Source organism: Spirosoma fluminis, assembly GCF_054778895.1.
The window spans coordinates 545,111-570,581 of record NZ_BAAGZD010000041.1; the positions used below are offsets into that span (position 1 = coordinate 545,111).

The 25,471-nt window shown below is 49.8% G+C and carries 27 protein-coding genes; 7 read left to right on the top strand and 20 right to left on the bottom strand.

Features of this window, described 5'->3' with window-relative positions:
• The first annotated feature begins 67 nt into the window (after nt 1-67).
• Nucleotides 68-322 (top strand): hypothetical protein, encoded by a 255-nt coding sequence (locus tag ACYVBJ_RS24190; RefSeq protein ID WP_460984864.1) that lies wholly within the window; start codon nt 68-70, stop codon nt 320-322.
• Here ACYVBJ_RS24190 and ACYVBJ_RS24195 read toward each other — a convergent pair.
• Entirely contained in the window at nt 297-1,469 is a 1,173-nt protein-coding gene (locus ACYVBJ_RS24195; protein ID WP_460984865.1) for a tyrosine-type recombinase/integrase, read from the bottom strand. The genes ACYVBJ_RS24190 and ACYVBJ_RS24195 overlap by 26 nt on opposite strands.
• A 36-nt stretch (nt 1,470-1,505) precedes the next feature.
• Nucleotides 1,506-2,276, bottom strand: a complete 771-nt coding sequence (locus ACYVBJ_RS24200; protein WP_460984866.1) for an AMP nucleosidase — start codon at nt 2,274-2,276, stop codon at nt 1,506-1,508.
• Nucleotides 2,277-2,383: 107 nt separating this feature from the next.
• Between ACYVBJ_RS24200 and ACYVBJ_RS24205 the strand changes: the two genes are divergently transcribed.
• Nucleotides 2,384-2,827: a type I restriction enzyme HsdR N-terminal domain-containing protein gene (locus ACYVBJ_RS24205; protein ID WP_460984867.1), complete on the top strand. Its 444-nt coding sequence runs from the start codon at nt 2,384-2,386 to the stop codon at nt 2,825-2,827.
• A 129-nt stretch (nt 2,828-2,956) separates the two neighbouring features.
• Here ACYVBJ_RS24205 and ACYVBJ_RS24210 read toward each other — a convergent pair whose 3' ends face one another.
• From ACYVBJ_RS24210 to ACYVBJ_RS24225, 4 genes are read right to left on the bottom strand one after another with little or no spacing between them, the layout of a single operon-like run.
• Nucleotides 2,957-3,598, bottom strand: a complete 642-nt coding sequence (locus ACYVBJ_RS24210; RefSeq protein ID WP_460984868.1) for a YceI family protein — start codon at nt 3,596-3,598, stop codon at nt 2,957-2,959.
• Nucleotides 3,599-3,653: 55 nt separating this feature from the next.
• The gene (locus tag ACYVBJ_RS24215) at nt 3,654-4,109 is read right to left on the bottom strand and encodes a MarR family winged helix-turn-helix transcriptional regulator (protein ID WP_460984869.1); all 456 of its coding nucleotides are present in this window, start codon (nt 4,107-4,109) and stop codon (nt 3,654-3,656) included.
• A 54-nt stretch (nt 4,110-4,163) separates the two neighbouring features.
• Nucleotides 4,164-6,128: a hypothetical protein gene (locus ACYVBJ_RS24220; RefSeq protein ID WP_460984870.1), complete on the bottom strand. Its 1,965-nt coding sequence runs from the start codon at nt 6,126-6,128 to the stop codon at nt 4,164-4,166.
• Nucleotides 6,129-6,188: 60 nt separating this feature from the next.
• Entirely contained in the window at nt 6,189-6,710 is a 522-nt protein-coding gene (locus ACYVBJ_RS24225; RefSeq protein WP_460984871.1) for a GNAT family N-acetyltransferase, read from the bottom strand.
• A gap of 81 nt (nt 6,711-6,791) precedes the next feature.
• Between ACYVBJ_RS24225 and ACYVBJ_RS24230 the strand changes: the two genes are divergently transcribed.
• The 4 genes from ACYVBJ_RS24230 (at nt 6,792) to ACYVBJ_RS24245 (ending at nt 9,452) form a co-directional block, all read left to right on the top strand.
• Nucleotides 6,792-7,388 carry a Maf family protein gene (locus tag ACYVBJ_RS24230; RefSeq protein WP_460984872.1) on the top strand — a complete coding sequence of 199 codons (597 nt, stop codon included), beginning with the start codon at nt 6,792-6,794 and terminating at the stop codon, nt 7,386-7,388.
• A 62-nt stretch (nt 7,389-7,450) separates the two neighbouring features.
• Nucleotides 7,451-9,004 carry an alpha-amylase family glycosyl hydrolase gene (locus tag ACYVBJ_RS24235; RefSeq protein ID WP_460984873.1) on the top strand — a complete coding sequence of 518 codons (1,554 nt, stop codon included), beginning with the start codon at nt 7,451-7,453 and terminating at the stop codon, nt 9,002-9,004.
• A gap of 62 nt (nt 9,005-9,066) precedes the next feature.
• Nucleotides 9,067-9,288, top strand: a complete 222-nt coding sequence (locus ACYVBJ_RS24240) for a DUF433 domain-containing protein (RefSeq protein ID WP_460984874.1) — start codon at nt 9,067-9,069, stop codon at nt 9,286-9,288.
• Nucleotides 9,285-9,452, top strand: a complete 168-nt coding sequence (locus ACYVBJ_RS24245) for a DUF5615 family PIN-like protein (protein WP_460984875.1) — start codon at nt 9,285-9,287, stop codon at nt 9,450-9,452. The genes ACYVBJ_RS24240 and ACYVBJ_RS24245 overlap by 4 nt, the downstream gene beginning before the upstream one ends.
• 117 nt (nt 9,453-9,569) lie before the next feature.
• Here ACYVBJ_RS24245 and ACYVBJ_RS24250 read toward each other — a convergent pair whose 3' ends face one another.
• The 5 genes from ACYVBJ_RS24250 to ACYVBJ_RS24270 form a co-directional block, all read right to left on the bottom strand.
• Nucleotides 9,570-10,622 (bottom strand): hypothetical protein, encoded by a 1,053-nt coding sequence (locus ACYVBJ_RS24250; protein WP_460984876.1) that lies wholly within the window; start codon nt 10,620-10,622, stop codon nt 9,570-9,572.
• A 3-nt stretch (nt 10,623-10,625) separates the two neighbouring features.
• Entirely contained in the window at nt 10,626-12,263 is a 1,638-nt protein-coding gene (locus ACYVBJ_RS24255) for a DUF3696 domain-containing protein (RefSeq protein WP_460984877.1), read from the bottom strand.
• A 5-nt stretch (nt 12,264-12,268) separates the two neighbouring features.
• A complete protein-coding gene (locus ACYVBJ_RS24260; protein ID WP_460984878.1) occupies nt 12,269-12,439 on the bottom strand; it encodes a PIN domain-containing protein in 171 nt (56 codons plus the stop codon).
• A gap of 251 nt (nt 12,440-12,690) precedes the next feature.
• Complete coding sequence (locus ACYVBJ_RS24265; protein ID WP_460984879.1) at nt 12,691-12,879, bottom strand: hypothetical protein; 189 nt, start codon at nt 12,877-12,879, stop codon at nt 12,691-12,693.
• Nucleotides 12,880-12,932: 53 nt separating this feature from the next.
• The gene (locus ACYVBJ_RS24270; RefSeq protein WP_460984880.1) at nt 12,933-14,309 is read right to left on the bottom strand and encodes an ATP-dependent DNA helicase; all 1,377 of its coding nucleotides are present in this window, start codon (nt 14,307-14,309) and stop codon (nt 12,933-12,935) included.
• A gap of 259 nt (nt 14,310-14,568) precedes the next feature.
• Here ACYVBJ_RS24270 and ACYVBJ_RS24275 point away from each other — a divergent pair, with 259 nt between their 5' ends.
• Nucleotides 14,569-15,375 (top strand): helix-turn-helix transcriptional regulator, encoded by an 807-nt coding sequence (locus ACYVBJ_RS24275; protein ID WP_460984881.1) that lies wholly within the window; start codon nt 14,569-14,571, stop codon nt 15,373-15,375.
• A 66-nt stretch (nt 15,376-15,441) separates the two neighbouring features.
• On the opposite strand, the gene ACYVBJ_RS24280 is transcribed toward ACYVBJ_RS24275, so the two are convergent.
• From ACYVBJ_RS24280 to ACYVBJ_RS24320, 9 genes are all read right to left on the bottom strand, one after another.
• Entirely contained in the window at nt 15,442-16,455 is a 1,014-nt protein-coding gene (locus ACYVBJ_RS24280; RefSeq protein ID WP_460984882.1) for a GRP family sugar transporter, read from the bottom strand.
• A 167-nt stretch (nt 16,456-16,622) separates the two neighbouring features.
• Entirely contained in the window at nt 16,623-17,024 is a 402-nt protein-coding gene (locus ACYVBJ_RS24285; RefSeq protein WP_460984883.1) for a hypothetical protein, read from the bottom strand.
• Nucleotides 17,025-17,227: 203 nt separating this feature from the next.
• A complete protein-coding gene (gene ypfJ / locus ACYVBJ_RS24290) occupies nt 17,228-18,085 on the bottom strand; it encodes a KPN_02809 family neutral zinc metallopeptidase (protein ID WP_460984884.1) in 858 nt (285 codons plus the stop codon).
• 238 nt (nt 18,086-18,323) lie between these two features.
• Nucleotides 18,324-18,488: a hypothetical protein gene (locus ACYVBJ_RS24295; protein ID WP_460984885.1), complete on the bottom strand. Its 165-nt coding sequence runs from the start codon at nt 18,486-18,488 to the stop codon at nt 18,324-18,326.
• A gap of 70 nt (nt 18,489-18,558) precedes the next feature.
• Complete coding sequence (locus ACYVBJ_RS24300; protein ID WP_460984886.1) at nt 18,559-19,278, bottom strand: Bax inhibitor-1/YccA family protein; 720 nt, start codon at nt 19,276-19,278, stop codon at nt 18,559-18,561.
• A gap of 159 nt (nt 19,279-19,437) precedes the next feature.
• Nucleotides 19,438-20,244: an SDR family NAD(P)-dependent oxidoreductase gene (locus ACYVBJ_RS24305; RefSeq protein WP_460985275.1), complete on the bottom strand. Its 807-nt coding sequence runs from the start codon at nt 20,242-20,244 to the stop codon at nt 19,438-19,440.
• Nucleotides 20,245-20,458: 214 nt separating this feature from the next.
• Nucleotides 20,459-21,451, bottom strand: coding sequence for an aldo/keto reductase (locus tag ACYVBJ_RS24310; protein WP_460984887.1), 993 nt, complete (start codon nt 21,449-21,451; stop codon nt 20,459-20,461).
• A gap of 106 nt (nt 21,452-21,557) precedes the next feature.
• Entirely contained in the window at nt 21,558-22,628 is a 1,071-nt protein-coding gene (gene namA / locus ACYVBJ_RS24315) for an NADPH dehydrogenase NamA (RefSeq protein WP_460984888.1), read from the bottom strand.
• Between the two features lie 627 nt (nt 22,629-23,255).
• Nucleotides 23,256-25,220 carry a sialate O-acetylesterase gene (locus ACYVBJ_RS24320; RefSeq protein ID WP_460984889.1) on the bottom strand — a complete coding sequence of 655 codons (1,965 nt, stop codon included), beginning with the start codon at nt 25,218-25,220 and terminating at the stop codon, nt 23,256-23,258.
• Between the last annotated feature and the right edge of the window lie 251 nt (nt 25,221-25,471).

A 25,471-nucleotide genomic window follows, 5' to 3' on the forward strand; every position in this document is an offset into this window, starting at 1 on the left:
TACCTTCGCTATCATCGTATGAAGGTATCATACAATGATAGTTATCCGACACCCTATCCCCAAACTAATGACTAGCAAACTAGCACTCCCTAAAGTTGAATTTATTATTCGGTCGTGGGATATTGAGGGCTTCCCAAACTATTTCTTCGGGCAGGATAAACAGCTCTATCGACTCGATTCGCGCGGGCAGATTAAACGAAACAAACGCATCGTTATTGGCACCACGCAAGGCTACATTCTTAAACGGAAATTTTATAGTCTGACTCAGCTACGGCCTCTGCTCCGCCAACATGACGTTACAAATCATCCAATGGGCTTTTGATGGCTTTGATCTTATCCGCCGTTACGTGTGTGTAACGCATGGTGGTCAGAATACTTTCGTGACCTAATAGCTGTTGAATATAGCGAATGTCGAGGCCTGATTCGAGCAGGTGGGTCGCAAAGCTGTGTCGTAGTGTGTGAATGCCTCCGCGCTTTTGGATACCCGCAGCCTGTGTTGTGAGCGCATAGACGTGCTGGATCGTACGGACAACCAGCGGCTCGTTTAACTCAGCCTCCTCAAAAAGGTACGTTTTCGGTTTATGCCTTAATACATAGTGGGTCAACGACGCTTCCAGCTTCTCCGAAAGCATAACGATGCGATCTTTTTTACCTTTGCCGCCCCGAATTGTGATGAGCCGACGTGCACAATCAAGGTCGGTCAAACGCAATGTTGCCACTTCGCTAACGCGCATACCGGTAGCATATACGAGTTGAAACAGGGTCAGGTACTTCAGGCTGGTTGTAGCGTTGAAGATAGCTTTGACTTCTGCCACGCTATAAACCGTTGGCAGTTTCACCGCCTGACGCGGATAGGCTACGTCGTAATACTCTTTATCACGTTGCAATACTTTTTCCTGATAAAACTTCCATGAGTTAATATGTACGTTGATAGTAGCGCTGCTCAGTCGCTTTTTCCCGATCAGAAACAACAGGTATTTTTGGTACTGCACTTTTGTAATTTCGTCAATCGGCTTGTCGCCAGCGTAACGAATCAGCGTAATCAGTGCCTGTTTATAGTTTTTATACGTTTTAAAACTGTAGTTGCCCAGCTTCAACGCTTCGGTAAGGGCCACAACAACCGGGTGCCGGTCGTACGCACGCATGGGCGGAACATACCGAAATGGTATAAGACGGGTTCGCTTTGCAGGAGGTGGCCAAAGTGGATTCGTGGCTTGTTCAACTTCCGCGAGGGTCGCCGTTGGTTTGTACAGCTGGATTACGGCTTCGTCGAAGCGGCAATACTCTTTTCCAAACAGCTTCCCGAGCTGAACAACCGATTCGCGGGTATTTGGCACCAGCCAGCCACGTCGGGAATAGCTAAAACGTCGGCCGGGTATCTGACCGATCAGGTCATTACCAATGGGGTCCTGTGGAAAATAAACGCCTAGACAGGCGGGGTCGCGTTCGTCAATTTGAATAGTGATCATGTACGGTAGGTAAGAATAGCGTGAAGAAACGCTATTTTACTCAAACCGCAAATGCTTCACCGACTCGCCGGAGGATTCGAGTTCGAGCAGGGCGTCGATGCCAATATCGAGGTGGCTGGTTACAAACTGCCCCGTCACGCGCTTGTCACTTTCTTCGGTTTTAACTCCTTCGGGCACCAGTGGGTTATCGGACACCAGCAACAGGGCCCCGTGCGGAATCGAATTGACAAAGCCGACGGTAAATACGGTAGCCGTTTCCATGTCGATGGCCATCGCCCGAATTTCGCGCAGGTAATCTTTGAATACTTCGTCGTGCTCCCAGATCCGTCGGTTGGTCGTATAAACTGTACCGGTCCAGTAATCGAGTTCGTACCGTTTGATGGTCGACGAAACGGCTCGCTGCAACCGGAACGATGGTAGCGCTGGAATTTCGGGGCGCATATAGTCGTTGCTGGTACCTTCGCCACGAATGGCGGCAATCGGCAGAATCAGATCCCCTACCTGCGTTTTCTTCAATCCACCGCATTTACCCAGAAACAAGACGGCTTTAGGCGAAACGGCCGAGAGCAGATCCATGACCGTAGCGGCCATCGCGCTGCCCATGCCGAAGTTTATGATGGTGATGTTGTTGGCCGTAGCGGTCTGCATGGCCCGCCCCATCCCAAAAATTTCGACATCGAACTTGTTGGCGAATAATTCAACGTAGTTGATGAAGTTGGTCAGCAGAATGTACTCGCCAAACTGCTCAATGGGCGTACCCGTATAGCGCGGCAGCCAGTTATTGACAATTTCTTCTTTAGTCTTCATGTATTAATGAGTGAATGAGCGAACGAGTGCCGCAATGCGGAGCGAAACCGTAAGCTTTTTTAGTCGCTCTTTCGCTCATTCACTCTTTCACTCTTTATCTTTGATGTATGCTCGCGTTAAATCTGCCTGCTTTTGATTGCAAAACTAAGCAAGTCGAAGGGAAACCTTACATTTTCGACCTGATCCGGAAGAAGTACGTCCGGCTGTCGCCCGAGGAGTGGGTTCGGCAGCATATTGTCAATCTGCTCCTGACGCATTATGCTTACCCCAAAGCGCTGATTCGCTCAGAAGGTGGCCTGACGCTCAATCAAACCCACAAACGTACCGACATTGTCGTATTCAACCGGCAGGGCGAACCATTTTTACTCGTGGAATGTAAGGCTCCGCATATCCCGCTGACGCAGGCGGTGTTCGACCAGGTTGCCCGCTATAACCACGTACATCGCGCACCGTATCTGGTGATCTCCAACGGCCTGACGCATTATTGCTGCTGCGTGAACCACTCAACCGCCGAGGTCAGTTTTCTGGATGATTTTCCGCCGTTCGAGTGATGTTTTGCCGTCCCTTATACTACTGTGAGGTTCGGATAAAAGGCTGACGCCCGTTCCCTAACTCTCTTTAAAAAACAAAAATCCCTGACACCGTTGGGCGTCAGGGATGGCGGTGGGTACGATAGGTAATTATTTGCTGGCTACGACCTTCATTTCAACGGTGAAGTCGTCGTAGATCGCTTTGTCACCGATGTTTTCGAAGAACGATTTTGAGCCGTAGCGGATGTCATATTTCGTACGATCCAGCGTTGCTTTGCCATCGGCTTCGATCGTGTTACCGCTCATTTTCACCGTCGCCGGGAACGTAACGGCATTGGTAATGCCTTTGATGGTCATGTTGCCCGTAATGTCATACGCATTACCGCCTTTTGGCGTCACCTTCGTGATTTTGAACGTAGAGGTCGGGAATTTCGCCGTGTTGAAGAAATCTTCCGACTTCATGTGACCAATGAACTTGGCGTTGTAGCCCGGGTCGGTCAGATCGTTGCTGACGATGCTGTTCATATCAAAGGTGAACGTACCACCCGTCAGTTTACCACCATCGACGGTCAGCGCGCCATCGCTCAGTTTGACGGTGCCGAAGTGCTCGCCCGTTACTTTCTTTCCGTTCCAGTTCAGCACGCTTTTCTGCGTATCGACTTTAAGCGAAGTTGCTTTTTTAGCACCGGGGGCATCCACTCCGGGAGCATCCACTCCGGGAGCAACAAAGGCCGAAGTACCGGCCAGAACGGCCACCGCGAACAGGCCCGTTAGGAATTGACGTGTTTTCATAAAAATCAGGTTTTGCTTTTTTGGTTGTATTCGTGATTGTAAGTAAATGCGTGTGCTAAGCCCGAAGGCGATCCAGCAGAGAGCTGAGCTGTACCGCTTCTTCCTCGGTTAATTTGCAGCGTTGGGCGCCGTCCCACTCGGCCTGACTTACATCCAGCCGTTTCAGTAAGGCCATTCCCTGATCGGTGATGACAACGTCAACGGCCCGCCGGTCGCTGGGGCACTCGGTCCGAAGAACCAGTTTTTTAGCCACCAACTTGTCGACCAATCGCGACGCGTTCGACATTTTGTCGAGCATCCGTTCGGTGATGTCGCTCACCTTAACCGGGTTCGGATACTGCCCCCGAAGAATGCGCAGAACGTTGTACTGCTGCAACGTCAGACCAAACGGCTTTAGAATCTGCGTCTGTCGGTCGGCAATCCAGTTACTCGTATAAATCAGATTCACCATCGCCCGGTGATAGGGCGTTTTAAATGGCGTCGTCTGTTTAATGTCTGTTTCTATGGACATGGTGCAAATATAATACGTCTACAATTAATGTAACAACATTTAATCGAAAAAAATTCAGTGGTACGGAACAATTTGCGGAGCCGACAGGTCGAAATCGCGGAACCTGAGCACGGGAATCCCCTCGAATCCCTGCCGAAACGGTATCGTATTGTTCGGAATATTTGGGAAATAGGATAACCGGATCTGGAAGCTGTTGAAGGTCAGATTTTCGTTCCGCAGCCGGAAGGCAATACCATATCCCTGATAGAGCGGTCCCCGTAGCAGCGATCGGTCCGAAAAGCTGACCAGCCCAAGATTGGCGAACGTAACGAATGCTACCCGAAATCCGACCAGGCTCAGGCGCGAGAACAGAATATTCTCGTAGTTGATCAGCCAGCGTTTCGTTCCCCGCAGGGCATCATTATTAATACCGATCCCGTCGGTATTGATGCCGCTGCCGTTACTACTTAGCGAAATGTATTCGTTGGTAAACCGCCCTATACCGGTGGTGAACCGGGTGTTGAAGAAGTGCCGCATATTGCCCCACTTGGTTTTCAGGAGTGGACTAAAATAGTTGGACTCCAGCGACAAAACGCCCTGTTCGATACCACTGGTCCGCGAGTACCCGCCCAGGTTGATCAGTCCGTACAGGTAGCCGACCTTAGAGACGTATTTACCCTGCGAAAAGTTGACGCCCGTATACAGCCGCTGCCCGAGTTCAGCGTTATCGACCCCAATAATGCCGGCGAACGACTCCCCTACCGGTACGTCTTCCGTACGCCCGAAGCCATAGATTAAGACGTCGCGAACGTATTTGCGCCGGGAGTATCCTACGCTGAACAAGGTCGTGCGGCTATCCTGATAGATTTGGTTGGTATCGGCGGTAACGCCGGGTCGGCGGGTGTATTCGTAGTTCGTATTCCGTAAGGCCACAACGAGCCGGGTCCGTCCTTTCTCGTCGGAATCCTGCTGGCGATAAAACAACCGGAACGACCGGCCAATCCACACGTCCGAGTAATTGTACGCAACCGGCACCAACCGAACACTATCGTCGCGGGTGATGACCCGATTATTAATCTGCGTATGATTCAGTTCAATAGAACCGGCGTACTTGGTGTCGGGCGTCAGAAACGGCCGGAACAGCCGAACGGCAGCCTGCTTCAGATCGCGCAGGTACAGCAGATCGGCCTGGGCGGTTAAAAAGGTTTTGCCGATAAACGGAATCGTGTATCGCCCCTGATACTCGGCTTTCTGGCGGGGATCATTCCCATTGTAAGCAAACTGCGCAAACAGCAGGTGCCCTAGCCCACGGAAGTTCCGCTGCTCAAAGCCAACGCTGAAATTGGTTAGTCCGCTGACACCCCCCGCAGGCAACAGCGACCAGACATCCTGCGTAATCACGTACACATCCACAAACTGACGGCTGCCGGTACGGGGCAGCACCAGAATCCGGGCGTCGTGAAAGATCGACGTATTACGTAACAGCCGTTCATTGTCCCGCATGACGTTCGGGTTCAAAGCATCTCCTTCTTTAAAAAGCAGATACGAGCGACGAATTACGTGCTCGCGGGTGTTGGTATGCAGGCGGTTCCCCGTTCGCTCGAACCAGTTGCCCGGCTTCCGCAGCGTATCGTATACTGTTTGCCCAAATACGCCCAATCGCCGGATATAAATGTCGCCGATGATACGTCCTTCAAACGGTTTGAACGGATTGACTTCAATCTGATTGACTTCGCCCGTCTGGATACGGCTGTTGTACACATCCCGAAAAACGGCGTCGTAGAGCTGGCGGGTTAGTCGACGCTTGTACATTCGGGTTTTCAGGCGGCTGTAGAATACACTGTCCCGCTGCATGAGCACACTATCTGCCACAGCCGTTGAGTAAACGGTAGCCAGCGAGTCGGTAACTAGTTTCTCCCGGGCTTTTGCCGTGCTGTCCTGCTGGGCAGACCCGTTGAGGCTGTAGCCCATAAACAGCAGCAGCCACGCCAGCAACGGGCGCCAGGCTAGCAGGTGTTTGTTCGGGTACAGACGATTCATGAGGTACAGATGCTCTATTAGAATGAACTCGGCCTAAATGGTTTAACGGCTGCCAGCGTATCAGGCAATTAACTGTTTTTGAAGCCAATAGTCCCGCTGGCGCTCGGAGCCGAACTGAAAATAATGAAATCCGAAGTGCTCAAAGCCCAGCTTTTTGTAGAAAGCCAGGGCGCGCTCATTACGCTCCCAGACACCCAACCACACGGCTTTAAAGCCCTGCTCACCCGCCCAATCCAAGCAATGCTGCATCAGGAATCGGCCCTGCCCCCGTCCAATGTGATCCTGCAACAGATAAATCCGCTGAATCTCCACGGCATTTCGTTCACTCATTCGGCGGGGTGGCGCATGCCGACGCATTTTGGCGTAGCCAATGGCGGTTCCCTCGTCCGACAACATCAGAAAGAAGGTTGACCGAGGGTCGGCCAATTCCGCTTCCAGTATACGTTCGTTAATGGCAGATTGGATGTATTCGTCAACAAGATGAATGGGGTTATGGGGTGGGCCGAAGGCTTCACGCATCGTACTGGTGGCCAGTTCAGTAAGCAAAGCCGCATCGGTAACAGCAGCAGGTCGAATGGTCATTGACTGAGGTAAGTAACCCACTAATTTACGTAAAAGCACGGGCTCTGGCTTACTTTTGCGCTCTGTTTACCGAAAAGATACATGCTATCATTACGTTATCCGCTCGTGCTGGCGTCAGGTTCGCCCCGGCGAAAGCAACTCATGACTGACGCCGGTTTTTCGTTTACCATCGAGACGCGCCCTACCGACGAAGTGTTTCCGCCCACGATGCCAGTCAATGAAGTTGCCGAGTACCTGGCCCGCCAAAAAGCGGAACAGTTTCAACACGACTTAGGCGAGCGGTTAGTGCTCTGCGCCGATACGGTCGTCATTCTGGATAACCAAATCCTGAACAAGCCAGCCGACGAGACCGATGCCCGACGTATGCTCCGGGCGTTGTCTGGAAATACCCATCGGGTTCGTACGGGGGTGGCGATTCTGTCGCCGGACGGAACAAGCAAGACCAAACTGGAATCGTTCACCGACGAAACGACCGTCCAGTTTGCTTCACTGACCGACGGGGAAATTACGTATTACATTCAAGCGTGTAAGCCATTCGACAAGGCCGGCTCGTATGGTGCTCAGGACTTTATCGGCTTGGTTGGCATCGAGCGGCTGGCAGGCTCTTTCTATACCGTCATGGGCTTACCAACGCATCGCGTATATCAGGCCTTAAAGCCTTACGAAGTGCTCCCGTAGCTGGTTGCTTAAACTCATTCCGCCGTTTGCCCGTTCTAAATCCGAACAATGTCCAGCACAGCATGCCGTCAATTCCTACCAATCAGCCTGACATCGCACTTACGCACACAAGACCCGGTTTAGCAACCGTGGGCCACACCGGCGTTCATTACGAAATTTTTGTCCGCTCCTTTGCCGACTCCAACGGGGACGGCATCGGCGATTTAAACGGCGTAACGAACAACCTCGATTACCTGAAAGAACTGGGCGTGTCGGCAATCTGGCTGATGCCCATTAATCCGTCGCCGACGTATCATAAATACGACGTAACGGACTATTATGGCATCGACCCCGAGTATGGCACACTCGACGATTTTAAACGGTTGCTGGCCGAAGCGCACCGTCGGGGCATTGCGGTTTTGATTGACCTGGTACTGCACCACACGAGCTTACAGCACAGCTGGTTCCTGGAAGCAAAAAAAGGGTTTGATAACCCGTATTGGCATTACTACAAATGGTTAAAGCCCGAAGAAATCAAAGCCCGAAACTTAGCTACCCGCGATATTACCGCTGATTCGGGCGAACGTAATCCGTGGCATTCGGTACCGGGAGCAAAATACCGGGAACAGTATTACGGCATGTTCTGGAAAGGAATGCCCGACCTGAATTTTGATCATCGACCCGTGCGGGAAGAGTTTTTCAAGATTGCGCGCTATTGGCTCAACGACATTGGCATTGATGGCTTTCGACTCGATGCGGCCCGCCACCTCTACCGGGAGTTTGAAGAGCCTAAAAATTATGAGTTTTGGGAAGAATTCGGCCAGGTAGTCGAAGCGATCAAACCGGGTGCTTACACCGTTGGCGAGGTCTGGACCCGCCCCGAACGTATCGCTCCGTATTTCCGGGGTCTGAAAGCCAACTTCAACTTCGATCTGCAACTCGTTCTGGCGGAAGTGGTTGGGCAGGAAGAGGACACAGAAGATTTAATTACGTTCCTCGACCACGTTCAGAAGGCCTTTGCCGAGATAAATCCCCAATTCATTGATGCCCTGATTCTGTCTAACCATGACCAGAACCGCATTGGCAGTGTGCTGAAAGGCAATGCAAACCACCTGAAAGTTGCCGCTAACCTGCTGTTTACGTTACCTGGTCTTCCTTACCTCTACTACGGCGAAGAGATTGGTATGCTCGGCCTGAAACCCGACGAATACATCCGGGAGCCGTTTTTGTGGGACATTCGCGCGAACGATCAGCAACGTACCCGCTGGCGTCGGGGAAAATACAGCACCAGCCGCACCATTCGGCCGCTTGCACAGCAACGTACTGACCCTGATTCGCTTTTTAATCACTACAAACGTCTGATTACGTACCGCAACGGTCATCCAGTGCTGAACGACAACCTGAGTCGACTGCAACTGACTGGTATCCGGCAAAAAGGAATCATGGCCTTTGCTCGTCAACGTGCTAGTGGAGAGCGGGTGTTGGTTGTGCATAACGTAACGGGTAAACCCATCAACGTCGTCTTCTCACCCGACGAAGCCTGGTGCCAGCGGATCATGTTCGAAACCACACCCGGCAGCTCCTTCAAAAACGATCGGGTAACGGTACCAGCCTATAGCTGCGTAGTGATGGAGTAGTTGTCTCTGCCGATTGCCATTTGGTCTTACCAGGCGTACATTTACAAAAACCTTTGGGAACCATGCTAAGTCGCATCACAATCAATCCTGCTGTTTGCTATGGCAAGCCAACCATTCGTGGCTCAAGAATATTAGTAACCACTATCCTCGAATTACTAGCTAGTCATATGACATGGGAAGAGATCCTAGAAGACTATCCCGGTTTAGAATCGGATGATATTCAGGCTTGTCTGGATTACGCAGTCAAGTTGGCGCAATTCAGTACACTACCGCTGGCAGCATGAAGTTCTTAGTTGATGAACAGTTACCCTTTATGCTAGCCGACTGGTTACAAGCGAAAGGCCATGATGCAATACACGTAACAACGCTCTTGTCGGGGGCATACATTCCAGACAACTACATCTGCGAACGAAGTCTAGCCGAACAGCGGATTGTATCACTAAATTAGTCGCCCGATCAAGAAAGTCCCGTCATTGCGCGACATGTGCAAACAGTTATGATTAACGGTTGTGAGGCAAAGTGGAGTGAGGTATATGAGAATGTTAAAGTAGAATAGTATAGGGCATTAATTGGTTAGTAGACTTGAAGTTCTTGTTCCGGTTGTATAAACCTTTCTAACGCCAGGTTCATCATGTGTGTGCTTAATAATTTCGCTAATCACACGCAGGCGCTCTTTAAGAAGGTTACGAATGGATTTACGAAAAACAAACCGAAAATCTATATTACTACGAACTACTAATTTCTTGTGATTTCTTCGATCGAAGAAGTTGAATGAATTTTGAGGATTGATATACCAATAGTTCGTTATCAGACTCCTATCATGTTCACGGTAGAAATTTCGTTGCTTGTTTCCATCCAGCTTAGTTACGTTAAAGTTTAGCTGTTTAATCCTTTGCTGTCCTATTAGCCTATTTTCAATTGCCCTAGCATATTTATCAAGATCATTGTGAACAATCTTCTTATTTACCCCCTCCCATTCCACCCCCATCAGCTCTGATATAATAATTACATTAAGGTGAGGCAAATTATAGCATTTGAGGCATTTAAATAGGTCGAATAGATTGGCTTCAAAATCCTGCTCGCTCTGCAAAACGTAACGGTCACACAAAATGATTGAATTAAAAGGATGTGTGAAGTTTCGCAGATAAGACCAGTTATCAAATTTTGGATCGCAATCAGGGTTATCAGTTATGGGAAGAGCTAAATCATCTCGCTCATCTGAGAAGTAGCGCCATATCTTCAGCAAGTTAGATGAATTAATATAAAGAAGGCCAAAATTGCGACTTAACGCATCTACATCGTCGCGCTCAACAAAAAACAGCTTGAAACCAGTAGAGTTTTCATAAAAGCTTGACTTGCCAATCTCATTACAAAAATCCTTTCGAATTATTGGTATAACAGTACCATCATATAAACGTAACCAGAAAGGTGAAGAGTCAACCACTTTCTCAAGCTCGTCCAAAGAATCATAATTCGTTATTATATCAACACCTTGAAGTTTAGTCAGGAATCGGTAAAAATCCTGTAAATCTGGATCACGATCGAAAGCCAACTGTTTTTCATCAACTTCCTTTACAAAATCACGGTCGATATATATCTCGAAACGTATCGTATTCATAGTTTAATTCTTCCGCGTATTTTTCAGACGTAACAATTCAAATTTCCAGTGTGCTGCTTCATCATAGAACCCTGGTCCGAAATCATCGGATAAACTACCGTCTTCTAAGATATTAATCTTCTTTACCTGCTTCTCGCCTGCTGGTACGTTGTTTGGGTCGTTGAAGTAGTAAATAACTGTGTCCTCTGGTTTTATTTCACCTTTCGCAGTCAGATATTGTAATTTACGGATGAGGTACTCAGAATGAGTTTCAATAATAAATTGGTATCCAAACTTATTCTTAGCACTAACTAACATATCAGATAATAAACTCTGAAACTTTGGATGTAGATTTGACTCCGGTTCTTCTAATAAAAAAGTTCTATCAATGTCTGGCAGAAAAAAATCAATTTCCTCGATAATATTTACTTCTTTTACCGATTCATAAACAAAATCTTTGTCTCTTATATTATCAGATACAATAGACAAAATTAGGGCGGTAAGTTGCGTATATCCGTAGCCTACATCCGCTAATGAACGGCCATTCACTTCAACAAAATTTATATTAAGGTTATCGATTCTACCTGTCTGAATCTCACCCAACTGAAACACCTGCGTCCAATGATTAATAAATTCTCTAGATGTTGAGCTTAATGCTTTAAATCTCATTTTATCAATAAGTGAATTTAGGATATGATCGTCACCACCTTGATAAGATCGTTTTGTACTGCCTTTTATGGAAGGCAAGTAAAATAGATTGTTTGGCCAATGCTCTTTCTGTTTGCTATCTCGATCTGAAAGCTGAAGTTTTTTATAATTAAGATTCAAACAAACACAAACAGCTTGTGCTATTTTTTCAATATATTTATTATTGGGAAATAGTACTGCCAAATAACTTTTTATTGAAAACGGCTCCCTAAACGTAGATTTTACGTTAGATGGCAACTGATATTTAATACCTTCATACTCAACTTGGCCAAAAAAGCTCTCTCTAGGTATATCCTCATAATCATCTTGACCTTCGCCATACCATATTCGATCAGTTCCAACGTCGGTAAATTCGTCAACCTGATACTTATCCCAAAGATTAACTTCATAAAATTTCCTCTGCTCTTCAAGGCCAATCAGAGAGCCTCTGAGAACTCTTATAGCGTCCAGTTTGCGTTGAGTAGACTCATTATCAGAGTAGTCCCCACCTAAACTAGGTTTGTGAAGCAAATTTATTAGCAAAGGCAAATTGAGATACACTTTGCCAAAATCTCGCCTTGTATAGATTGGGGTAAGATCAGCAAGAACCAAGTTCTCTTGGAACAAGGAAAGAGCTTTACCCTCAACTACTTTGAAATCGTAACGTCGAAATATATTTTCACTAAATAAGGGAGTGGATAAATACGGTATTATAAATGAAAAAGTATTTCTATCATTATGGTCAGATATGATTTTGCTAGGGCTAGCTAAGTTGTGTAGTATTCCATCGAAATTGAGCCCCTCTTTGGAAAAGTCTTTTTCAATATTATCCTGCATTAGCAGTAACGCCTTAATCAACGAGCTTTTCCCTGAACTATTTGGGCCAACCAATATTGTAATTGGTGCGAAATCGAACCAGGTGTACTCTTTAAAAACGCGAAAATTTTCAAGGCCGAAGCCGGAGAGGTGTGCCATAATAGTTAAATAGCCAGCGGGTTGATTACTGTCAGGCCAGAGATGTGAGTAAAATCGTTTGTGTTGTTTGTATACAGGTCAAGACCATTGAGCAGGGCAGTGGCTGCAATCAGACAATCGCCGAGCGACATTTTTTGCTGCTTTCGAAGTTCCGTTGCTTTGTCTAATAATAGCACCTGTTACTGGAATCATACGGACGGATGCAAATAGCGTCTCGAAGTAATCTTTATCATCGGCGGGTAGTTTGTGATAGCCTAGTGCCTCCACTTTGGTTATCACCGAGACTACAGCGTCCGGCTCAGTGATCATCAGTCGTAGCTGCCTATACTTGTCCGAGACTGAGTAAATAATCAGGTTTGAATCAAACAACTTCATTACTCGTCCTGAAAAGGCAGTTTACGTTCCCGTGTTTCTTTCACATGCGCAATCATTTCTTCAACGTCAAGCGTTTGGCTCCCCCCCGCATAATACGTTCCCGCGCTTTAGCTCTCTCCTCTTCATTAACCGTATTGACCGATGGCCCCGTAGGTTTAATAGTAATCAACTCTAAATCCGCTAAATCCTGCAACAGCTTTGTTGCTTTCGGATTGAGTATTTCGACAGAGTACGTTTCCATATGTAATCTTCGTTATCGACGGTACGCAATATAAACAAAATCCCGGCCTGCGTTTACAGCCACATCACGACGTTCGCTCCGCCCGGCTCCCAGCTTAGCACCGACTCACGCGCCCGTGTTACAGCGGTGTAGGCGTAGCGGTAATCGTTCTGCCGAAACCATGGATGCAGCAACACATGGTTCCACTCACCACCCTGCGCTTTATGGCAGGTTAAGGCATACCCATAGCGTAATCGCATGGCACCAACATACGGGTCGTTGTGCGCTCGTTCGCTTTGGCGATACGTCGGATTCTTGGCCATGCGCTCGGCTTTGAGCATCCGCAGTATATCGCCGTCAATCTGGCCCTTTTCGCTCGACAGTGTATCCAGCAGCACCTGCGTCTGTATAATAAAGGATTGCCCCTCACTGTCAGTAAAAGCCAGTTCTGCCTGCACAAAGGTAAGTCCAGCTTTGCTTTCCGTCGATGGATGAAGCGCTACCACACGCCCGGTTTCGCCTTTTACCAGCAGTTGATGCCCGTCCGTCCAGTTTTCGTGAACAACAACCAAGTCTCCCACAGTCAGTGGCTGGCTCGCCAATCCAAACCGTTTGCGAACGGCGTTATTTATGTAATTCACATCACGGTTGCTGTAGGCAATCACGACTACGTTGTCAGGACAAATTGGGTCATATAACTGCTCATACCGACGTAAGGCATCGCTAAACCATTGCAGGCGCGGTACATTCAGCCGATTTAAGGGCAAGCCTTCGTCACTCCGTTGGCGCAGATCCGTTGCCAAAGCCAGAATTGGCGAATTTCCAGCCTGCCGTTTCACCTCCGTCAGTTCAGCCGTACGAACGTCCATTTTGTATTTCCTGCGCAAATAATCGGCCTGAAGGGCCGGAGAGAATGACTCATTCACAGGCTCTAACTGGTAGCGGTCGCCGATGAAAATGACCTTGCTACGCTGGTTGCCCTTCTTTATGTGGTCGAGCAGATCGAACAGTAAAGAGTTCGCAGCCAGAAACTGGCCACTGGCATCGCGCTGGTCGCTAATCATCGACGCTTCATCAACTACGTAGATGCTGTATGGTTCATCCGCGGTTGGCCGACGGGTCAGCATCACCCGGTCATCGGCCAGCGTTTCGGGCGTGTACAGTATGTGGTGAATAGTATGCGCCAATGCATTTGTCTTTAAGCTTATCACCTTTGCCGCCCGGCCCGTTGGTGCTGCCAAAAAGTACCGGATAGCACTGGCTTCGAGATGATCGACCAGCGCTTTAACTAATGACGTTTTTCCCGTACCGGCGGCTCCCTGTAAGACAAAGATGTCGTCGGAACAGTCAGCAGCTACGAACTCCTCCAACTCGTATAAGGCATTGGCCTGTTCACGGGTTGCAGTGAATAGTAAGTGGTTGAAAATCGTAGCGGTATCAGTCGACGTCATCTGGTTGGCGTTGGTTCTGATACAAAACAAAGCCTATCAACTACAGACTTATTGTAGTTGATGACTACTTTCACGAAAAATAGTTTGGGACATGGCAAGAACTGACGGAGCTGTCAGCCAGCTTCGACTTCAACGGGTGCTACAGTTACACCGGCTCTTTCGCACGGGAAAACCCTACGACCTGGCGACCCTAACCCAAGCCTGTCAAGAGATTCACGAAGGTGTAACGGAACGAACCATTGCGGCTGACATTGCTTTTTTGCGTGATGAACTCAAGGCACCCTTACCCGAACGAGCCAACCGCTGGCACGGGTTCAGGTATGAAGAAAGTTATTCAATTTTTGAAGGATTGGACGATAGCTTTGCCGGTACATTGGATGAAGTACTAGCGCTTGTACGCCAATTAGCCCGGAAACCGGAATTTGCCGGATTAGAAGATTTATTGTTACGACTGGAGCAGCGTGCGGCTCAACTCAACACGAACCAGACTGACATCCTCCAATTCGACGAGCCAGATTTGAAAGGGCGGCAACATCTTTTGCCGCTGTATAAGGGTATTTTATCAAATGCAACTCTGCTGCTGACGTACGAACCGTTTGGCCAAAATCCGTCAACATTTGCAGTTCGTCCGGTTTTACTGCGGCAGTTTAATAACCGTTGGTTTTTATTTGGCTGGCGCGGAGATATAGACGTTTTACAAACTTATGCGCTCGACCGGATTAATGCAGTGACACCTACAGCGCTATCAGTCGCGGCACGACCGTTCAATGCCCGGACGTATTTCGAAAGCCAGATCGGCGTTACCAGGGGAGGTGACCCGGTTCAGGTGTTATTACGCTTTAGCCAGCAGAGAAGAAACTACGTATTAACTAAAAAACTTCATGCATCGCAACAAACAGAGCAACAACCCGACGGTTGCATGCTCGTTCAGTTAACGGTTGAATTGAATCGAGAGTTGGAAGCTAAAATTCTTGAGTTTGGACCGGATGTAGAGGTTTTAGAACCATTCATACTACGCGAACGCATTCACACCTGTCTAGCAAAAGCCTTAGCTCAGTATGGTTAAGTCTGGATAAGTATTCGATACAAGAGCCATTCACCACCAGCCTATAGATGCGTTGTGCTGGAGTAGTTACTCCGATCGGGCTAATACGATCAGGATGAGGCCGATACCATAAGTAATACCCATGAGCCAGAGATAGCGGTTTGCCTTGGGAGACGCGTCTTTGAACTCCTGCCAGACCAATAACCCCCAAAGCACGGAAACGATGGTTGCGCCCTGGCTCAGTCCAAACGATACCGCATCGCCCGCCTGCTTTGAGCCGATCAGCAGCATGATCAGCCCCCATCCCCAGATTAAGCCACCACCTAAACCAGCCAGGTGCTCGCGACGCCCGGTCTCCCGATAACCTGGCTGACCATCTTCGTCGGGTAAGGCAAAGCGACGGACAAGCCACTCAATCAACGGATTGCTGATGGTAAGTCCGATCGCAAACAAAAGTTGTCCGGTATACGGCGTCAGTAGATCGGCTTCGGGTTTGGTTAAGTCTTTGGCGATTGCGTCGGAGACAATCCGAAAAAAGAAGCCCGCGGCCAATCCACCCGCCAGTGCAATCCAGATGCCCCGATTGTTGCCGCCCTGCGACGCTGACTGATCGTCCTGGCTTTGTTTTTCCTTGTACGCCAGAGCGCTGAAGACCATCGCGACGATAATGGCACCGCCCCCTACTGCCAGCAGTGCTACGCTTCCTTTGGGTTCTGCCAGGTAGTTTACGACTAATCCGATAGCCAGCGACAGGCCCGTGCCAACCGGCATGGCGACTGAAATGCCCGCGATGCTCATGCCCACCGTCAGCAACATATTTCCCAGGTTAAACACAGCCCCGGCCGCCAATGCCATCAGTATGTTACGTATCGCGGCCTGCTGTAGATCGACCATAACCGGTCGGCCCGCTTCACCAAGGCTGCCCAACGTAAACGCAACCAGGATGGATGTTGCCAGAATCCCGTAGACGTAGTCGCGGTAGAAGACGTACAGCGGTGCCGACTTTGTTACGTATTTCTGGGCATTTGCCCACGACCCCCAAAAGAGCATGGTGAGCAGACAAAGAAAAACAGCGGCTGTCGGGTTGTTGATGGTGACCATAAAGCAGGAGTCATTCGCTGGTTACGTTGAGCATCGCTTATTGGTAACTACTCGGCACGGGTTAAATCGTTGGCGGATTGTTTACGACCGGCCCTACTACTGAGTCTACGTAGCAAAACAGGTCTGGCTACGTAGCAGACCAGACCTGTTCAAATGCAACAAAGCGGTTATTTTGCTTTTTCTTCCTTCGGCTTCAACGTACCGCGGGCAATAGGCTCAGGTTTCGATTTCGGATCGACGAAACGTAGTAAAGTTGCGGTGGGCAACGATACTTTCGGCGACTTGACAATGACCAGTTGATAGGACCGGGTGCCGATAATGAGGTTATAATACATCATGTTTGCGCCCGACTCCTGCGGCAATCCCCAGTTGGCGATTGGCTCTTTAGCCAGTAAGGTTTTGTCTTCGTCCGATAGAGCCGCATAGACCGTATCCGGTTGAAAATCTTTTCCCGTAACCCCTTCTACGACTGAAACAATGGCGGGCGGAGTTGCGGCAGCGGGTTTGGTTTGTGCAAGGGCAATTACTCCCGTAAGCAATATGGATAAGACGATGAGTCCTGTTTTCATGGCTTTATACGCGGCTAACCGCCTGTTTTTCGGGTTGAGTAAACGTTGCGAAGCGCGGCCCACAGGCCGCTGCCTGCTGTATTCGTATTCTATAAACTCAAATACCTTTATAATTGCTTTTTTAACGAATCGGCAATTGGCCTATTTTCCATAAAAAAGCCCAACAACGAAGCGTTATTGAGCTTTCAGAAAGTAAATCACGGTTACTGCAACGTAGCGTCTTCGCGGCTGTTGAACGTATCGCCCTGATTAATATCACCCGTTTTTAAGCCTTTTTTAAACCAGTAGACCCGCTGCGCCGACGAACCGTGCGTAAAGGCATCGGGCACAACGCGCCCCTGCGTCTGTTCCTGAATTTTATCGTCACCGATGGCATTGGCGGCCGTGAGTCCTTCCTCAATATCGCCGGGCTCGAACTCAAAACTTTTCCCCTGTACGTGGTTTGCCCAAACGCCAGCGAAATAATCGGCCTGCAATTCCAGCCGCACGGACACTTTGTTATAGTCACGCTTACTGACTCCCTGCTGACGGAACTGGTCGACTTTATCCATGATGCCCAGTTGATTCTGGACATGATGCCCAATTTCGTGCGCAATCACGTACGCCATCGCAAAGTCGCCGGGAGCCTGAAACCGACGGGCCAGTTCATCGTAGAACGACAAATCGATGTACACCTTCTGGTCGGCCGGGCAGTAAAAGGGTCCCATCGCTTCCTGCGCGGTGCCGCAACCCGAAGTTGTAGCCCCCCGGAACATAACCAGAACCGGTTTGCGGTACTGCAGGCCCTGCTGGGCAAACAGTTCCGTCCAGACATCCTCCGTGCTCGTGAGTACCCGCCTGGTAAACCGGGCCGCTTCATCATCAGCCTGCGGGCTGGTCGGTGCCTGCGTAACCTGCGAGCCGGTTTGCCGGTTGGTTATATCGGTTGGGTCGCCCCCGAGCAGCATATAAATCAGAGCCACGACGATGGTGCCAATACCACCACCAACGACTAATCCCCCGCCACTGCTCCCGCGACGGTCGTCAACATTATCGCTTTCGCGTCCTCCTAGCCAACGCATAGTATCGTGTAGTTAAATAGTTGATCACCCTTAACTACTGTTTCATCCGGCAAAGTGTTTTGCACACCTATTTACACACCGCCTAACTTTCTTTTTTTACAATCTATTTACCTGCCCTATACCTCCTGAAAGCAGGGCGACTAAAAGCGGCCTATTGCACAGGCATAATCTTTCGGATGCGGCTTTGATCCATTACGTATACTGTCCCCTGCTTATCGACCGCAATGCCTTCAATCTTTTAAAACTGGGCGTCTTTACCCTTCCCATCTTTATACGATTCACCCGAGCCACCGGCCAGGAACGTGACCATGCCATCGGGACTGATTTTGATAACCTGATCGTACACGATTGCTTTACCAGGACTCACCACATACAGATTGTTCTGGGCGTCAACGGTGAGCAAACGAATGAAGTTCAGATAGACAGTAGACAGCTTCCCTTCGAGTACTTTAGGCTGACTCGTTAATTGCCAATTAGCGCCGACGTCCGAACAGCCGCAGCAGGTACAGAAACATGTTAATGAAATCCAGGTAAAGTGTTAAAGCCCCCATAATCGCTTCTTTTCGATCTTCGTCAGTACCCGCATTGCCGATGATGTTCATTTGCTTGATTTTCTGCGTATCGTAGGCTGTTAATCCCACGAAAATCAGCACCCCGGCATACGTAGCAACCCAGTAGAGCATTTCGTTCTGCCAGAATAGGTTGACGACCGAGGCAATGATGAGCCCGATCAGGGCCATCAGCAGGAAACCGCCCCACGAGGTCAGATCCCGATTGGTGAAGTAACCATAGGCACTCATGGCTCCGAACGTCCCGGCGGTGACAAAGAACGTAGAAGCAATAGAGCCGCCCGTATACAGCATAAAAATGGACGCTAGCGTGAGGCCGTTCATTACGGCATAGCCCAGGAACATAGCCGTTGCAACCTTTGCCGATACACGCTGCACAGCCGCCGACAAAGACATGACCAGCAGGATTTCGCCGATCAGCAAGCCGTAAAACACCAGTCGATTGCCAAAGATCAGCTCCAGAACGGCGGGCGTACTGGCGACCCAGATCGAAATGGTGGCGGTAACCAGCAGCGCGACGGTCATCCAGCCGTATACCTGCGTCATAAAAGCGGCCTGCTCGCGCCTGACCTGCTCAGCAGTTAAAAAAGGAGGCTGGTGTTGGGAATAGGGTTGTGGTTCCATGCGAGGATAACGAGTTGTTTGCCGAAAGAACGGTAAACCCCGGCAGACAAGCAATAGCGCCGTTACGTATACCCCTAAACACCGGTATTGTGATTCGTTAATATGCAATCGGCCAGCCAGTACGTACTGGCTGGCCGATTGACTCAACTTAGGCTGTTTTTACCGAATATCGGTGTGACCGTCTTTGGCGTGCTGCAATTCCAGTTCGCCGGTCGGCTCCTTTTTCAGGTTGTCGGCGGCTTTTTCGCCCATCGGTCCTTTGGCAATAGTTGTGCCGCCGTCGACGTAATAAATCGCACCTGTTACGTACGAAGCCTCATCAGACGCGACGAACAGGTATACATTGGCAACCTCTTCGGGTGTTCCCCGGCGTCCCATCAACGTACCGGCCGTTGTGGATTTTTCCATTTCAGCATCCATTGGGCCGGTGCTGCTGTGGGTCCAGGCGGTATCGATCGGGCCGGGCGCAACGATATTACTCCGTACGCCAAAATGAGCCTGTTCACTCGCCAGGCCTTTCGCAAACGCATGATTAAAGCCTTTAGTACCCCCGTACGGTGTTGCCTGGGGTTCGCCCATGTGCCCCGCTTCCGATCCGGCCGTAACAATATTGCCCTTGGTTTTCTGCAATTCCGGCAGGGCCGCCTTTGTCATCTGGAAGGTGGTTTTAATGTTGTTTTTGATCAGGTAATCAAACGCTTCCTCCGAGAAATCCTGCAGGTAGTTTGTCTCGGGGAAAACACCCGCGTTGTTGATCAGAATATGCAGCTTCCCGTACATGCGTACGGATAATTCAACACAAGCCTTCGCATTGGCTTCTACGGATAGATCCCCTTTGAAGGGAACCGCTATACCGTCTTGTTTCTCAATTTCGGCGACGACGGCATCGACGGGATCCTCGGGCAGTCCAGCGACAATAACCCGGGCACCTTCCTGCGCAAATTTCTTACAGATAGCCTCACCAATACCGGACCCGCCCCGGTTACAATGGCTACTTTTTTGTCAAGTCGATTTCCCACTATTCTAGTATTTTAGTTGAGTAATACATTTACCTGATAACCCGAAAATTACGGTTCAGTTTGACCAGACAGGGCCGTCAATTATCCTTTCTTATTAAAAACAACGTGGCGTTGGAGTCTTACTCTAACGCCACGTTACCATATCTCTGCCTGTTCAAGGCTTATACGAGTTCCAGTTGGTCGAGCTGCTGATTAATAAAATCAATCTCGTCAGCAGACAACTGAATGTCGATTGCTTTTGCATTCTGAATGGCCTGTTCGGCATTGCGGGCACCGACCAGCGCCACCGTAATCCCTGGGCGCTCGATGGTCCAGCGAATCACTAACTGACCCAGACTAGCGTTTTTACTGTCGGCCAATGGCTTGATTTTTTGCAGAAACTGGTCGGTCTGCTCAATATTCTCAGGCTTGAAGAACCGGTAACCCGCCCGGTGATCGCCTTCAGCAAATTGATGACCCGGTTTAATCTTACCCGTCAGCAGCCCACGCTCCATCGGGCTATACGCCAGAATCGCTTTGTTGTTGTCCAGGCAATACGGTACCAGCTCCTCTTCAATGCCCCGGTTGATCATGCTGAATGGCACCTGGTTCGAGGCTAGTTTGAGTACGCTTTCGGCCTGCTTCATCTGCGCTACGTTGTAGTTGCTGACACCGGCCTCCCGCACTTTCCCCTGCTCGATCAGCCGCAAAACGGCTTCCATACTCTCTTCGATGGGCGTCGTTTTATCGGGCCAGTGCATCTGGTACAGGTCAATGTAGTCGGTACCGAGTCGCTTCAGGCTGTCTTCGCATTCCTTGATAATACTTTCTTTGCCCGAGTACTTGTAGACATCGATTGGATTACCGTTGTTGTCCTGGCTTTTGAAGCCGAAATCGCCTTTGGCCAGATCCCAGCGCATTCCGTACTTGGTCAGGATTTGTACTTTGTCGCGTGGCAGTCCTTTAATGGCTTCACCCACGATTTCCTCGCTGGCTCCCTGCCCATAAATAGCGGCCGTATCAATGGACGTTACGCCCAGATCATACGAAGCTCGAATAGCTTCGATGGCACCGTTACGTTCGGTTCCGCCCCACATCCACCCACCAGCAGCCCACGCGCCAAAGGTGATTACGGATATCGATAAGTCTGACTCTCCCAGTTTTCTGTATTCCATATAGCTGTTTTAAAAATGGCTTTTACTACGTATCAACCTGGTTTTGTTCACAAGACTATGAACGCACTTGCCTGCGGCTCTCCATCCGATTGGTCCGGGAATCTACTCAGCGGGGTTTCGCGCGTTCGTACTGCACCGGCCAGCGAATGTCCTCGCCCAGTTTGTGGGCGGCATGCAGCGGAAAATACGGATCACGCAGAAATTCACGGGCTAACAGGATCAGATCGGCCTGCCCGCTGGCCAGAATGGTCTCCGCCTGTTCAACGGACGTAATCAACCCGACAGCGGCCGTCAGTATACCTGTTTCCCGCTTGATCCGTTCGGCAAACTCAACCTGATAACCGGGCGTAGACGGTATGTTAGCTTTCGGTACGTTACCCCCCGTAGAGCAGTCGATTATGTCAACACCCTGGCCTTTAAGCACAGCCGCTAAGGCAACGGAGTCGCCGGCTGTCCAACCGCCTTCGGTCCAGTCGGTAGCAGAAATACGTACGAATAGCGGAAACTCGTCGGGCCACACGTTTCGCACCCGCTTCACCACGTCCAGTAGCAACCGGATCCGGTTTTCGAACGAGCCCCCATAGGTATCGGTACGTTGGTTGCTCAGGGGCGACAGGAACTCGTGCAGCAGATACCCGTGTGCCGCGTGAATCTCGGCGACCTTAAAACCAGCCTCAATGGCTCTTTGGGCAGCTTTTTCAAAATCGGAACAGACCTTTTCGAGCCCATCCTTATCCAGTTCGGTTGGCGATGGCTCTGTTTCCCGGAACGGAACCGCACTTGGCGCAACCGTTTGCCAGCCTCGATCTTCGTCTGGCGCAATGGCGCGGCCTCCCTCCCACGGCCGACGGTGGCTTGCCTTCCGCCCCGCATGGGCTAACTGAATACCCGCTGCGGACCCGTTCGCGTCGATAAAACTTGTAATTCGTTTTAAACCGGCGATATGTTCATCTTTCCAGATGCCCAGGTCGTCGGGCGTGATCCGTCCTTCTGCGGATACGGCGGTAGCTTCCGTAAAAATCAGACCGGCCCCACCTACAGCCCGGCTACCCAGATGAACCAGGTGCCAGTCGTTGGTAAATCCATCTTCGCTGGAGTACTGACACATAGGGGATACTACAATCCGATTTTTTAGATGAACAGTCCGGATGGTAATTGGAGACAAAAGAATTGACATCGTATATAGATTTACCGCTTACAGCAGCAGAAAATAACCGTTCCGACTGCTATTCGTCTAACTATCTACACGCTAAATTGATTTACGCCTGATTGGTTCGGTATAAACTTAGAGTCTGGCCCCGGCCTGTCGTCCCACGTAGCCCGCATTACGTAAACTGGTTCAGGACAACTACCGGCATTGCTGATGCAAATGAGATTCGAGGTAATTCTTCAATGGTTGATTTTATTAAATCAACCATTGAAGAAAAGCCGCCCGGTGAAGTTTAGGTATAGCAACCTATTTCTCCGACCGGGCGGCTTTCGCATGTTATGTGTTCTTCGATCAACTCAAATTAGCTGGCAGCCCGCTCATCGGCAAGCTTTCGGTTTGCCGAGAGGATGAAATACTAAAAATTGGGGGCATCGGTATCGGATCAGCTAATGCTTCATCGTGGTTCGGGTCGGCCTCGTACGAATCCCCAATTGCGGCATCCTATCGGCTTGGTCCTGAACGGCCGTCATTGTTTTAAAACGCGGTTATTTACTGCTATCAACGGCCACCTGCTGGGCTACAGCCGCCTATATAATCCCTGTAAGTAGCGCGAAGGTCAGGGATTTTTGTGTGCATATTCAGAAGACAATACGTTTATTTATCGGTTCTGAATGGCGAAGCTGGCAGTCCTTCTTTGTTGTACACATTTGGATTTACGGGATTATCGGCCCAGGCGTAACGCACGTATTGCGGGTTCGGTACTTCGTTGCTCCACACGATCACTTTACCGTTCTCCAGCTTTGTTTTTGCCCAGACGAATTTTTTATCACTGCCCGCAATGGCGAACTCACCGGGCTCTTCGCCATCGTTGGTGATCAACCCACCGCCCGTGTTCGCGAAGCTGATCACCATTTTGTTGCCGTCAACGGTTGACGACTGGTAGAGCGGACCCGAATAAACCAGATCCTCCTTGTAGGCGGTTTTCAGGGCGGCCAGCGCCAGGCGTTCGCCTACGTCTTTTTTGTTGTCGGGGTGGATATCGTTCCACTCGCCCAGATCAATCGCCACGGCCATCGCCGTATTCGGGACGGATAGAGCCTTGAGCTGCGCTTCTCTCAGGATGGCCCAGTTACTTTCGGAGGGCTGGTAGTTATAGTCCATGAACCCCGGCAACTGTACGTACAGAAACGGCAGCGTACCCTGTTTCCAGATCCGTCGCCAGTCGTTGATTAACGCGGGCAGCAACTGCTCGTATTCCTCAGGTCGGCCGGCGTTGCTCTCGCCCTGGTACCAGCAAAACCCTTTGATGGCATATTTGATTTCGGGGGCTACCATAGCATTGTATAATGCCGTTGGCTGATTCTGGGCCACAATTCCGCCCCCGAAGCCTCCACCCGCCACGGGCCGGAAGGCCGTACCTACTTTGTAAGACCAGCTGCCTTTCAGATCAACCGTATCGGCACCCGCGAACAGGCAATACGGCTTATCGGGGACGAAGCCGCCTTTGCCTCCCATATTGGTGACGCGTACGACAAATACATTTTTTCCCGCTTTCAATACGTCGGCGGGCACGCTATACCGGCGCTGCGGATACTGGTACGTCGTTTTGCCGACCGATTTGCCGTTGATGTACAGCTCGTCGGCGTCGACAATTCGTCCCAGAAACACCCTGGCGGGTTTACCTACCATCGAAGTCGGCACCTCAATCTCCCGCCGGTACCACACCACGCCGTTCAAATCCTTTATGCCCTGATCTTCCCAATAGCCCGGAATATTGATCGGCCGCCAACCCTTGGGAACATACGTCACATCGTACCATTTTGTAGTACCCGCCAGGCCAAGATCGACCGGGGGCGCAGGTCGGGGCGCGGTGGCAGCCCGTCGGGTCAGGCCGTTGACATACGTAGTGTCTTTGTTTTTTTCAACGGTGGATTTTAAAGAAGCGAAGTCGTTTACCCCTTCTTCGCTTATCCAGGCTTCGATTGGTGTGCCCCCCACGCTGGCATTGATGATCCCAACCGGCACGTTGTATTTTTCGTGAATCTTCCTGGCGAAGAAATAAGCCACTGCCGAAAAAGGTCTGACATCTTCGCCTACAGCGGCCTTCCACTGCCCCGTCGGCAGATCACTTTGCGGGTTCTGGAGGCTTGTAAGCGTCGGTATCCAAAACTGCCGGATCTGCGGATCATTGGCAGCCGCAATCTCTTTTGCATACGTAACGTCGTGGATGTTCAGTTGGTGAACCATATTGCTTTGTCCACTGCAAAACCATACGTCACCAATCAGAATATCGGTTAATTTAATCTGGGAACTACCGGTAATGTCCATCGTGAACGGGCCACCCGCTGGCATTGGCGGCAGCTCAACCTGCCATTTCCCATCGGCATCGGTTACGGTTTTGAACGTTTTGTTTTTGAAGCGTACCGTAATCCGTTCCCCCGGCTTTGCCCAGCCCCATATTCTTAACTTGGCGTCGCGTTGTAACACCATCCCATCACTGATCAATTTAGGTAATCGAAGCTGAGCCTGCGTTACATGACCCGCCAGTGATAACAAACAGATCAGGAAAATCTTCGTAAGAGAATAGATACGTAGTCGTTGATAATAGGATAAAACCATACGAGTAAAAAAGGAATAGATCAGGATCTGACCGGCAATCAGGCTGGTACGTTTTTTTGCGTTTTGTCTTTGCAATCGGTTACACACGTAATGCCCAAATACGTAGAAATCTACTGATGGCTAATAGCAAAGATGCTCATATCAGATGCTACTTATAACCCCTAGACAGTTGTAAGCGGCCGATTCCAGGCCAAAATTTAAGAAACGTGGTTAGCAGGGAATGCACGGTCTTGTTGATAAAAAGCTCACGT